This is a genomic window from Cupriavidus sp. PET2-C1, assembly GCF_054515855.1.
On record NZ_JBTNRJ010000003.1, the window covers coordinates 295,146 to 307,398 of the forward strand.

General features: G+C 57.9%; 8 protein-coding genes, 1 pseudogene and 1 other annotated feature. Of the genes and pseudogenes, 3 read left to right on the plus strand and 6 right to left on the minus strand.

All coding sequences use genetic code 11. The features are described 5' to 3' along the window. Positions 1-54: 54 nt before the first annotated feature. From ACX12D_RS35100 to ACX12D_RS35110, 3 genes are all read right to left on the minus strand, one after another. Positions 55-807, minus strand: a complete 753-nt coding sequence (locus ACX12D_RS35100; protein ID WP_459377235.1) for a Crp/Fnr family transcriptional regulator — start codon at positions 805-807, stop codon at positions 55-57. 94 nt (positions 808-901) lie between these two features. Next, positions 902-2,593 (minus strand): AMP-binding protein, encoded by a 1,692-nt coding sequence (locus tag ACX12D_RS35105; protein WP_459377236.1) that lies wholly within the window; start codon positions 2,591-2,593, stop codon positions 902-904. A gap of 241 nt (positions 2,594-2,834) precedes the next feature. Next, positions 2,835-3,485: a TetR/AcrR family transcriptional regulator gene (locus ACX12D_RS35110; RefSeq protein WP_459377237.1), complete on the minus strand. Its 651-nt coding sequence runs from the start codon at positions 3,483-3,485 to the stop codon at positions 2,835-2,837. Between the two features lie 873 nt (positions 3,486-4,358). On the opposite strand from ACX12D_RS35110, the gene ACX12D_RS35115 reads away from it, so the two are divergent. Next, positions 4,359-6,077, plus strand: a complete 1,719-nt coding sequence (locus tag ACX12D_RS35115) for a tannase/feruloyl esterase family alpha/beta hydrolase (RefSeq protein ID WP_459377238.1) — start codon at positions 4,359-4,361, stop codon at positions 6,075-6,077. A gap of 1,126 nt (positions 6,078-7,203) precedes the next feature. Here the strand turns inward: ACX12D_RS35115 and ACX12D_RS35120 are convergent. Further along, on the minus strand, positions 7,204-7,584 hold the full coding sequence (locus ACX12D_RS35120) for a winged helix-turn-helix transcriptional regulator (protein ID WP_441641563.1): 381 nt from the start codon (positions 7,582-7,584) through the stop codon (positions 7,204-7,206). A gap of 244 nt (positions 7,585-7,828) precedes the next feature. Next, positions 7,829-7,945: a sequence feature (AL1L pseudoknot), on the minus strand. 199 nt (positions 7,946-8,144) lie between these two features. Here ACX12D_RS35120 and ACX12D_RS35125 point away from each other — a divergent pair. Continuing rightward, a complete protein-coding gene (locus tag ACX12D_RS35125; RefSeq protein WP_459377239.1) occupies positions 8,145-9,287 on the plus strand; it encodes an NADH-dependent flavin oxidoreductase in 1,143 nt (380 codons plus the stop codon). Positions 9,288-9,424: 137 nt separating this feature from the next. Continuing rightward, positions 9,425-9,745 (plus strand): annotated as a pseudogene (locus ACX12D_RS35130) (LysR family transcriptional regulator); the annotation flags it as partial. A 143-nt stretch (positions 9,746-9,888) separates the two neighbouring features. Here the strand turns inward: ACX12D_RS35130 and ACX12D_RS35135 are convergent. After that, positions 9,889-10,641, minus strand: a complete 753-nt coding sequence (locus ACX12D_RS35135; RefSeq protein ID WP_441641561.1) for an SDR family oxidoreductase — start codon at positions 10,639-10,641, stop codon at positions 9,889-9,891. Between the two features lie 143 nt (positions 10,642-10,784). Then, complete coding sequence (locus ACX12D_RS35140) at positions 10,785-12,167, minus strand: MFS transporter (protein ID WP_459377240.1); 1,383 nt, start codon at positions 12,165-12,167, stop codon at positions 10,785-10,787. Positions 12,168-12,253: the final 86 nt, after the last annotated feature.

Sequence of the window (12,253 nt, forward strand, 5' to 3'; positions counted from 1 at the left end):
GCAGCCGGCCCGTGGGGCGGATGCAATGCCGAACGGTCGGGACAAGTTGCCAGATCAATCGCCCATGTGAGCGAATTGTCGGAGTCCTTCGAGATTCAGAATATGGATTGCGCCGTATTCCATCGCGATCATGCCGGCATCTGCAAGTTCGCGTAGGGCTCGATTCGTGTTCTGGCGCGACAGGCCGGAGAGGCGTCCAATTTCTTCCTGGGACAGCCCCAAGGTCCGGTCGGTGACGGGATAGAGTTGGCGGTGAAACAGTTCGGCAAGGCAGAACGCCACGCGGCCTGCAGCTTCGTGAAGCCTCAGGTTATGCACCAGCCCGACGTAGTAGCCGCAACGCGCGTTGAGTTGATCGATGACGTAGCGGCTAAAAGTGTGGTTGTGTTCCAGTAGCCAAAGGAAGGTGTCCTTAGGAACATAGGCAACCCGGCTGTTCTTCAGCGCGACAACGGAATACTGCCGTGGTTCGTTCTTCAGTACAGCTCCCTCGCCAAACCAAGCACCTGCGGGAACGCCGGCGAACGTAATCGCTCTCCCGCATGCGGAAGCCGTGTCCACCTTGACGATGCCTTCCACCACGCCGAGCCAATGGTCGGCTGGCGCACCCCGGTGGCATGCAGTACCGCCAGCGACTAAGCGCTTCTCAAAAGAATCGGCCATAACGCGCGTTCTTTCCTGATCCGTGAGATGGCCGAACCAGGCGGAGTTCTCGAAGAAAGACGCCAGGGTCGGACGCGAAACACGCTCGGATGCAGGTGGTCGTGCGGTGACCTGGCTCCTAAAGTCGTGGGATAGCGTTTGCATGTGTGAGTCTCTCCGGGTGCCGCTGGGGCGAGTCGTCACGGTTTGCCGTGCAAATAGGAACGACTGCGTGTGTCGAATGTGTCGAACACAGTCGTCAGCATTCTTTTGTGCTATTGGCGGGGTTAGCAAGTCCGGCGTTCCGTGCTGCACGCAACACGAATCGTTGGATCTTTCCGCTAGGGGTCTTGGGCAGTTCGGTTGCGAAATGCACCCGCCGGGGGTAGGCGTGAGCGGCATAGCGGGTCTTGACCCACTGTTGGATCTCCTCGGCCATTGCAGGGCTTGGAGCGAATGCCTGACGCAGTACGACATACGCCTCCACCACTTCTCCGCGGATCTTGTCGGGAGCGGCAATGACGGCGCATTCCGCAACCGCCGGATGGGCGGCAATCACGGACTCGACCTCAAATGGTCCGATGCGATACCCGGCCATGATGATGACGTCGTCCTCTCGCGCAGAAAAAAAGAAGGCGCCGTCAGCATCCATTTTTCCCAGATCGCCGGAGAGATAGTATTCCCGGTTCGCGGAAAACTTCTCCGCACTCTTTTCGGGGGCTGCGTCGTACCCGTGGAACCACGCAAGCGGGCTCTCCGCGAGGTTGAAGGCGACACGCCCGATCTCGCCAGTCGGAAGTTCGACATCTTCGCTGCGGTCCAGAACGACGGCCTTCCACCCAGGCATTGATATCCCCATCGATCCAGGCCGGACTTCCCTAGCGAGGCGAGGATCGTGGTGGTTGTTGATGAGCATGCCCGCCTCTGTTTGGCCGTAGTGGTCAAAGACGAGGGTGCCCAAGGCCGACTGTGCCCATTCGTTCACGTCTGGGGTGAGCGGCTCCCCAGCGCTTGATGCGCAGCGCAGCTTGAGGTCCTGAGGCGGAGAGACTTCTGAGCACATGAGGGATCGATAGACGGTCGGAGCGGCTGCGAAATTTGTGACGTTGCGCTCTGCGAGGATTTGGTAAGTGGCCGCAGCATCAAAGACGCCTTTGAGCAGCAGGCTATGGACCCCAGTACTCAGAGAGCCGATGACCCCGAAGTAAAGTCCATACGCCCAGCCTGGGTCGGCCGCGCACCAATACACATCGCTTGGGCGCAGTCCAATGCCAAACTCGATATAAGCTCTAAACGCAGCAATGGCGCGTATCGGGACAACCACCCCCTTTGGCTTGCCCGTAGTCCCAGAAGTGTAGATATGGATAAACGGTGCGTCTCCTCCCAGGACCGCAGCAGGCACTTTCGGGCGTCCCTCGGCTGCGAGATCGTCGAATTTATGAATCTGCCAACCGGCAAGGGAAGTGTCATCGCGGCCAATGACGACAAGGTCGGTAACGGCGATGGGCTGTTCGTCCCCTTCAGTTGCTACGAGCTTGCCAACTTGGGATGCGTCGCAAATCGCGACTTTTGCCTTGCTGCCGGCGAGACGCTGTGCGATGGCGGGCGGCGCGAACGCTGTGAATAGCGGGACGTGAACCGCTCCCAGGCGCCAGATCCCGACGAGACCAATCAAGTATTCCACACTCTTTCCTGAAAGCGTCGCGACTCTATCTCCCGCCCGGACGCCAATGCTCGCGAGCCCCGCCGAAAATGCCTCGGATCGTCGTTTCAATTCGCCATAGGTTAGGCGCTCCGTGTTGCCTTGAGAGTCGAGGACGTCATAGGCAACCTTGTCTGCAGGGTGGCGGTCGCACAGTAACCACGCCAGGCACGCCGAAGGCGCTGAGTATTCCGAAACCAGCTCGGCGACCCGGTCATCCAGCCCCGAATTGAGTTCTAACGGACTCATGAGTGTGTCTCCATACACGGGTGGTCGTCGGTCCAGTCGCTGGCCTTAAGTGAATCCCGATTTCACTTAAGCCTAAGTTGCACCTGTACGTCTGTCAAGCCTTGCGCTCACAGGGAAAGTACTAGCATGGAAAGAAGGCGCGCGCATCACAAGTGTCTCGTAGACCACACTTCGACAGTGTGCCGCCCTTAAGTGAAATGACGATTCGGGATTTAAATCCTGGGAAACTGACGGCCGATGACTAGCCTGCAGGCATGGGCGGAAAGGTGAGCAGGCGTCCGGCGACTCCGCGAAGGCAGAACGTTATGATCGACGCGGCGTGGGAACTGAGGGACGTGGATGCATCGGCGGCGCCGTTGCTCAGCGGTGCGACCAAGCCTTCAAACAGGCAGCCGACAATGCAATCGGCCGACGCGGCAGCGTTCTGCGTTGGAAACTCGTGGTTTTCTACGCCCTGTTCAATGATTGTCTTGAAGACCCGGGAAAGCGCACGGTGGTAAGTCAGACGGGCAGCCTCCACTTCCGGCTCTACAGGTTCGGCTACAAGCGCGTGCGCGAGTCTTCGGCCACGCAGCGCACGGCTGGCAAAAGTCCACGCAGCGGCACCAAGCTTTTCACAGGCGGACCCATCGCGCATGGCAATGCCTGCGACCACGTCCACCTCGCGTTGAGCGGTCGACTTGACGACCTCGACCATGAGTTCGGTCTTGGACGGAAAATATCGATACAGCGTTCCAATTGCGATCCCGGCAGCATCCGCTATAACGGTCATCTGTGCTTCACGAAACCCTGACTGGGCCACGAGCTCGCGAGCAGCTTTCAAGATCAAGGGATGCTTGTCGGCGCCGCGGCGTCGGATGCGCACGCGAGGAGGATTCAAAATATCTTCCATGTCATCCCTTGAGCCGGCAGTTCAAGTAGTTGGAGATTGTCGTTGCCAACCGTAGTGGCAGACATTATGCCACTGCACCGTAGTGGCGTCGTGGTAGGCATCCGAGTGCCCCCTTGGGCAGGCCTACCCGTTGCTGCCATATGCGTGATCGATATCGGGTGCAGTGGCGTACGCAACGAATTCGGTGACCAAAGCTCTTCGGCCGCACAATTTGCTACGATAAGCCCAGTCCGTGCAAATGAAAAAGTAGCCCGGCGCTCCCCCTAGCGCCGGGCTAAAAGGTCCTAGAGACCCTGAAGGAAGAAGCTCGCTTCTGCCCGATGCTTACAAGGGAGCATGTGAATGTCGCGTCTCTCAAGCGTGACAACTCTGAAGCAGCCTTCGTGTGGTTCCGAGGCAGGCAGACATTGTCTCGATCGAGACAGTCGATCACTAATTTGGCTTGACGAATCGCTGCTGCGCAAACTGATTGCCCGGTTGACTAGCCGAACCGCGAGGCCGCTAAAGTCCAGCGACTGTCATCCGGCGCAAGCTCAACTGAATGATAGGGGCCCGAGTCGCGACGTTGTATGGCTCTTAATTTCGACGCAATGATCCCGAGTGCATCTCACACTCGTGGCGAATGTGCCGCACCTCTCCACACCGATCAACTTCCTTCGGTCTTTCAACTCCTTGAGGCCGCCGATCCAGAGTCCACTGACGCACGCGTACGCACTGTCTCACACATGACAATGTGGCGCCACAGCGCGCGGTAGCGTTGAGCCTGACGCTTATCCAGATGAGCAGCCGAAAAACTGAAGCGTCTTCACGCGAGGCAAGGGTCGGAGATGGACGGCTGACGTTTGCTACATACAATCAGAGGAGACAGGACAAATGAAGTACCACGCATTGATACACACGATCCGCAAGGGCTTTATTCTTGCAATCGGATCGACCGCAATGCTTGCGGCATGCGGAGGAGACGGTGAGCCGGATTCTTCAGCAGCGACCACGACGTCGCCAAGTAGCCCCAGCACGCCAAGCAAGACGGCAGCCGAAATATGTGCAGGTCTTGAGAACCTCGAAATTCCCGCCTCGGCGATCGGTCTTCCCACGACGGGCGGAACGGTATCCAGCGCTACGTTGGTGGCGTCAACTGAAACCGGCAATATCTCGGGCGAATATTGCAAAGTGCTAGGAAAAGTTCATCCGGTCGATTTTCAAGCGCCCGACATCCGTTTTGAAGTTGATCTTCCCAGCAACTGGAATGAGAAATCTGTCCACTTTGGTGGTGGCGGTCTGGACGGCACCATTCCGACGACTACTGGTTACGCTACTTCCTCGCTGTCCTTCCTGGGAGAACTAAAAACGGTCAAGACCCCGTTGGCTCGGGGATTCGTGACACTGGGGAGTGATAGCGGACACCAAGGAAACGCCTCTGAAGGCACGTTCTTGAAGAACGATGAAGCGCTGGCCAACTACGCAGGTGAACACGTCAAAAAGACTCACGACGTCGCGGCATATCTTGCACGAAGCCGCTATGGCAAGTCGTTCGCTCACAGCTACTACGTTGGTGGTTCGGGAGGGGGAAGGCAAGGCTTGGTTGCTGCTCAACGATATCCCGCAGACTACGATGGGGTAATTTCAACTTTTCCGGCCAGCGAGCTTCTAGGGCTCTCATTTGCCATGGGACGGGTCTCAAAAGCCTCGCTCGCGCCCGGAGGATTCATTACATCGGCAAAGGCGAAGGTTCTCAAGGCGGCAGTGATGACCCAATGCGATGCCCTTGACGGCGCGACGGATGGCATCATCAGCAATCCGGCGGCATGCAGCTTCGATCCGTCGACATTGCGGTGTGCAGGGGGGGCAGATACTGGCGACACTTGCCTGTCCGACGCACAACTCAATACCGTAAACACCATGGCTACACCATTGGCAACCAAGTTTGATTTTGCCAACGGAATCCGCACCATCGCTGGTTACAATATTCTCTCGGGCACCGATTTTTGGAACTCCTCTTTCAGCCCCTTGGGACTTTCCCCGGCAGCGGCGGTATCGGATCCTGCCTCGGGCCAGTCAGCGTTCTTCTACGCGTTCCCGAACGCGCTCGTGAATTTCGCGATCGCCCGCACCCAGCTCGTAGACATCATGTCGTTTGACTTTTCCGACCCCGGCGCCCTGACGGCACGGACGCAAGCGGTCAGCAACATGGTGGATGCTACAAGCACCGACTTGACGACATTCAAACAACGAGGCGGAAAGTTAATTCTTCAGCACGGACAGTCGGATCAGTTCATCCCCGCTCAAATGTCGATCGATTACTACAATCGGCTAGTGACGCGATATGGACAAGCAACCGTAGGCGAGTTCGTGAAGTTCTATTTGGTGCCAGGGGCTGCCCACGGTTCTGGCGGCCAATTCGAAGGTGGCTATGACGCCCTGACTGTCCTTGACAATTGGGTTACGAGCGGAAATCCGCCTAACAAACTCGTCATCACAGACTTGAACGGGGCAACTGCAGGCCGTACCCGCCCGCTCTGCGAGTATCCGGCGTGGCCCAAGTACATTAGTGGCGACGTGAATTCTGCTGCTAGCTTTACCTGCACGCAATAGCATGGAAACAAGCTGAACTCTCCGCGGCGCGACGTTTCGGCGCCGCCACTCAAAGGTGGAGACACTCAATCATACTTGTTCGAGGCCTTAAGACCTTCGTCGCCTAGCGCTAGGATTAGCGCTAGGCATTTTTTTAATGGGACGCCTGACCTCAGACGTACGCGAGCTTTGCGCAAGTTTTACGGGTAAGCCGGGAAGAAGCGTTCGCTCCAAGGCACCGGTCCCGCTCCTTTTCATTTCAAACCGGCCCCAACTTGGCCATCTTTACTCGAAGCACCGACATCCTCCGGGCGCTTGGTTTTACCGTCCGATGCAGCCGACCGAGTTCGCCTGTTTGCCGTGAAGATGTGTGCGCTACCATCGGCACTCCCATTATTTCTGGTCGGTCTACCTCGCGAAATCCTTATCGAGGCAGACCCGCTAGGCACCGATCCAACACGGCTCCTGCGTGACATCTTCGGCGACGAACCGCCAAGTCGCACGCCTTCCTGCTGCCCCAAGCGAATGCCGGTAGTGAGACGATCGGAAACACGCCGATAAACGGCGCAGAGACATAGGACCGTTGGCGCTTGGGCCTGAGTCCGGCCCAATACCAGATCGTCGCGCAGGAAGCGCAAAGCGGACGCCCGGTCCGCAAGGCGCTCGCACACACAGTGCTGTGGTTGCGAAGCTGCGCCATTTCCACGGTAATTAACTTAAGGGTTGAAACGTTATCTACCCTCTCGATGCTTTCTCAGTGTCTGCTACCGCGATATAAACGGTAAGCCTTACTGGCCTTCGCTAAAGGCCGAATCTGGCTGCGGATTCAACCGGTCGATGCAACACATTTATATGGGGCATTGGAAGTCAAGCCCTTGGGTGGTCTGTTTCATGTAGTCAGCCGTCTCCATTTGAGAGTGCTGCAAGTTGTCCGTCATCCGCCCAACGTGTTGTCTGTCACGACCACGTCGCTGGCCACGGCGGATAACTCAAATGGCGAAGATGCTTTATTCCAGTTTGGAGTTCTTCATATAAAGCGGCCACATCAACAGGATTGAGGTCGGAGTGTTTGATGCCCGGGCGTTTGCCCGGTCTAACTTCTATCCGTGCCGGCACCAGGCAAGTCACCCCATACCGCAAGCGAGACTCAAGGCAAATTCTGTTGATCGAAAGCGCTCCGAGCGCTTTCGACCATCGGCAGCTTCTCAAGTGTCCACGCATGCAGTTGTCGCAATGGTGGCTGCAAAGTTTTCCCAAGCGGCGTGATTTCATATAGAACAGCGAGCGGCGCCGGAATCACTTGACGGGAAACCAGTCCATTGCGCTCCAGGCGCCGAAGACATTGAGTCAGAGCTTTCTGGGTGACGCCCTCCAGCCGGCGCTTGATCGCGTTAAAACGATGTGGGCCGTCGTCTAGAACAGCCAACACCATCATTGACCATTTATCAGCAATCTGATCGAACAAGGCTCTGCTTGGGCAGTCTGAAGAAAAGCACTGCGGCTCTATATTAAATATCGAATGTTTCATGGTTTTTCCTGTACAAGCAAAAGCTCCGCTACCACCTCTAGTATATATATTATACCGCCCGAAGAGGTTAGAGCACTAGCGCTTTTGCACCTGCCCTATACAGCTGACACCTTATTGAGGCCTAGACTTGGAGATTGGCGTGCCAGATGTGTTCGAATTCAGCGACCAATCATTCATCGCGCTGCACCCACCCACTTCGCCGTTCAGGATGACGCTGCAGGGCACGATAGCGCCGATAACCGGAAGGGGCGATCTGCATTTGCTGGGAGATCGGCTCAATCCCGAAGGTGCCCCGATATTTGTCGGCGAAGGCTTTCAGGACTTGAATCGGTGGTCAAGCTCCGCCTTGGCGAAAAACACGCTGGCGAGCTTGAGTATCTCGTTGGCACGGTGCAGCTCAACTGGATCTCGCGTTCGAGTTCCTTGACGCACTTCTGGTCCGCTGCAGCCAACGTCGGGGTGGTTTCCTCTGATATACCAACGCGACTCAAGGTGCCTAATTGACACTAGATTTATAATGTATACCATGAAGCTTTACACCCTTCATGGAGTCCATTTTGATGTCTCTTCTGCATACCAATACCTTGTTTCGCCCCTTCGACCTCAGCCCAGGTATTACCTTGCGCAATCGCGTGGTGATGTCGCCAATGACTACATGGTCGGGCACCGACGATTTCCAGATCACGGAGGAGGAGGAGGAGTACTACCGGCTCCGCGTTAAAGGCGTAGGATTGGTCATCAGCGGCTGCGCCCAGGTGACCTCCAACGGCATCGGTTTCACGCATGAATTTTCTGCAGCCGACGATAGTTTCATCCCAAGCCTCAAGCGGCTTGCCGACGCAGCTAAGAGTGGCGGTGCGCCGGCTTTGCTGCAACTCTTTCATGCCGGCAACAAGGCACTGCCCCAGCTCATCCCTGGCGGGGATGTGGTAAGTTCAAGCGCTGTTCTGACAAAATCCACGCCCTTCGTTGCCCCGCTGACGCCGCGAGCCCTAACGGGTGATGAGGTCGTGGAGATGATCAAGGCGTTCGGTGAGGCAACACGGCGTGGCATCGAGGCCGGCTTCGACGGGATCGAAGTGCATGGCGCCCACGGCTTCCTGCTGCAAAACTTCCTCTCGCCAGCTACCAATACCCGCACCGATGAATGGGGCGGCTCACTGGAAAACCGCATGCGGTTTCCCCTGGCCGTCGTCGCAGAGGTCAAGCGCGTGATTGCAGAGCATGCCGACCGACCGTTTGCCATCGGTGTCCGCCTCTCGCCGGAAGAGCCTGGCGACGAAGGCTATCGCATTGACCAGACGCTGGCCTTTGTCGACCGCCTGTTGGAACTGGGTGTGGATTACATTCACGCCTCACTGGCCAACCTGTTGACAGACCGGCCTATCGACGACCCTGACGGGCAATCCATCGTCAGCCGCATCGCCGAACGAGTTGCCGGACGGGCTCCTGTGCTCGCTGCCGGCAGTATCCTGACACCCGACCATGCCAGCCGAGCGCTGGATACCGGGTTATCAATGGTCGCGATTGGCCGGGGGTTGATCATCAACCCTGACTGGGTAAGCCGTGTTCAGCAGGGTCAGGAGGTGGATGTTGAACTTGATCCTGCAAAGCTTCCGGCTATCAAAATCCCGCAGAAGCTCTGGGCAATCATTCAGGGCTTCCAGGGCTGGATTCCTTTGAAGCAGCAAAAAAGTGCCTAGTAACGTTTATTAATTTCGATCGCGCCTGGAGTCTTACAGTTCTTTACAAGCTCGAATAGGCCAGTGCCGCTATGCAAGTAGGAAGGCATATTGTGAGTTAGTAACGAAGCGGTATCTATGTTGGAGAAGCCCACGGCATGGAATTACGTCACCTCCGGTGCCTTCTGGCTGTGGTCGAAGAACTCCACTTCGCCCGCGCAGCGGAAAAACTGCATATTGAGCAGTCGCCGCTGTCGCGGGCTATCAAAAACTTGGAGGAAGAGTTAGGAGCGCAGCTTTTCGTACGCACTACGCGTAGTACCCGGTTGACCGGTGGTGGCAAGTTGTTTCTGGAGCATGTCCCTCGTGTATTTACCGCCATACAGCAGGCGCGCGACAGCGTGAACACTGCTGCCAATGGCTACCATGGAGATGGACGCGTGCCGCAGATTGTCCCGGACCGTTGGGCCTTGCGGCGCTTCCGCGGCCTGCCCACCAGTAGCCACCGTGACATCGAGGGCGTATGAATCGCACCGGTGACAGCGCAACGGTGATGACTTTGCTCATGATAGGAATCAGGAATCTGCATCAGGTGGCCAGATCCGCCCAACTGCTGCGATATTCAGATCTGAGCCTTACCACCGTCGACGAATAGTTCAATACCATTGACGAAGCTTGAATCGTTGGAGGCAAGAAAGACCGCAGCCTTGGCAATTTCGTCCGGATCTCCGACGCGGCCCATTGGGATCTGCGAGGCCAGAGCGTCGAGTATTCCCTGCTGCCGAGCGGCGTCGGGCCCGGCCAGGTTAAACAAACCCGGCGTCTTGGTGGGTCCGGGGCTGAGCGTGTTGACCCGGATACCGCGACCCTTGAGATCGAGAATCCAGTTGCGGGCGAATGAGCGTACTGCGGCCTTTGAGGCGGCATAGACACTGAATGCCTTGGTGCCGCCACTGGCGGCGGTGGAGCCGGTCAAGATGACTGATGCACCGTCCGCTAGCAATGGTAGAGCCTTCTGCACAGTAAACAGTACGCCCTTGACGTTACGGCCAAAGGTGTCGTCATACTGCTCCTCGGTAATATTCCCGAGCGGCATCAGCGAGCCGCCGCCGGCGTTGACGAACAGTACGTCGATCCGACCCTTTTCCGATTTCACCCGATCAAACAGCGTGTCCAGTTCGGCCATGTTCGATGAGTCGATCCGGATACCGGTAGCGTTTCCGATCGCGGACACCGCGGCGTCGAGTTCGGCCTGTCGGCGACCGGTGACAATGACATGCGCCCCTTCGCTAGCAAACCGCTTAGCGGTTGCGAGCCCGATACCGGTGGATCCACCGGTAACGATTGCGATCTTGCCTTCAAGTTTGCGGGACATGGAAGTTTCCTTGGTTGGTTGTGAGTCGGAGCGAGAACCTCGACTTCGTCCTCTGGCGCCTGGGTGCACGCGCTCGCCGCTTACAGCAGGCAGGTCGGCGAAAGGGCTCTCCACCAACTCGTACGCTCGCTGCGGGTCGAGCATTAAGGCCGCTGCCCGACCGCGCTCGAGTCGTGGCTATGCGAAGAGGCCGAGGACTTGTGCTTGATCAGAGCAACCGCGACACCGCCGATCACCGCGGCCATTGCAATGGCAAGGAAGTTCTGCACCAGCGGAAGCTTCATCGAGACCAGCAGCCCGATCACGATTGGCGCCGCGATCGCGCCGATGCGCCCGACCCCCGAGGCAAAGCCAAGTCCCGTCGAACGGATCGCCGTCGGGTAGAACTGCCCGGCATACGCGTACAGCAGGATTTGCGTGCCCAGCGTCGACGCGCCGACGACAGCAACTATCAGGAACAGCGGCTGCGCGCCGTAGCCGAGCTGCGTCAGCGAGACCGCAGCGACCCCGAAGAATGCAGTCGTCACCCACTTGATGTTCAGCTTGTCGGCGAGCCATCCGCCACCGACGGCGCCGACGACTGCACCGGCGTTGTAGGCGAGCAGGAAGTTCAGCGCGGAACCGAGGCTGTAGCCGGCCATGCCCATCAGCTTGACCAGCCACGAACTGAGGGCATAGAGCATGAACAGGCAGGTCATATAGGCGACCCAGAACATCACTGAGCTGAAGGCTCGGCCGTCCAGGAACAGCCTGCCTACGGTCGGACCTTCGGCCTTTTCCTCGGCCGGAACGAGGAACTCCTCGTGCGGCTCGAGCCGCATGTCCGGTCGGATCTTCCGGATCACTTCGCGCAGATGCGTGTGGTCGTGCTGCTTGATCAGGAATGGCAGCGACTCAGGCATGTACTTGAGGATGAACGGGATCAGCACCACTGCGGCACCCGCGGCGATGAACACAGATTGCCAGCCATAGGTCTCGATGAACTGCTTGCCGAGCAGCGCGGCGAGGATGCTGCCGACCGCGTAGCCGCAGCACATCAGCGTGACCATCACGCTGCGCACCTTCTTCGGTGAGTACTCGGTCATCTGCGCGGCCGCATTCGGGATCGCGCCGCCGATGCCGAGCCCGGCGAGGAAGCGCATCGCGCTGAAGGTGATAGGGTCGTTGGTGAACCCGGCGGCCGCGGTGAAGGCGCTGAACAGAAGCACGCAGATCGAGATCGCCCAGCGGCGGCCGATCTTGTCGGCCAGCGCGCCGAGCGCGATCGCCCCGAACATCATGCCGAACAGCGCCGAACTGGCCATGAAGCCCGCGGTTGAGGCCTCGACATTCATCGCCTTCATGATCGACGGAAGCGCTGTGCCGGCGACCGCCAGGTCGTAGCCGTCGAGCACTAGGATCACGAAACACCAGATCAGCACGGACCAGTGAAAACTGTTGAACTTGGCCTCGTCGACCAGTTTGTGAACGTCTATCCGGTGCGTGCTTGAATGTGCAGGTGCCAGGTCAGGGCGGATTGGTTTCATTGACTTGTCTCCTTTTATTATCGGTTTGAGGTTTGGTATGCGGCGCAGTAGCCACATTCTGAACAGAAACCTCACGGCCGACGCCC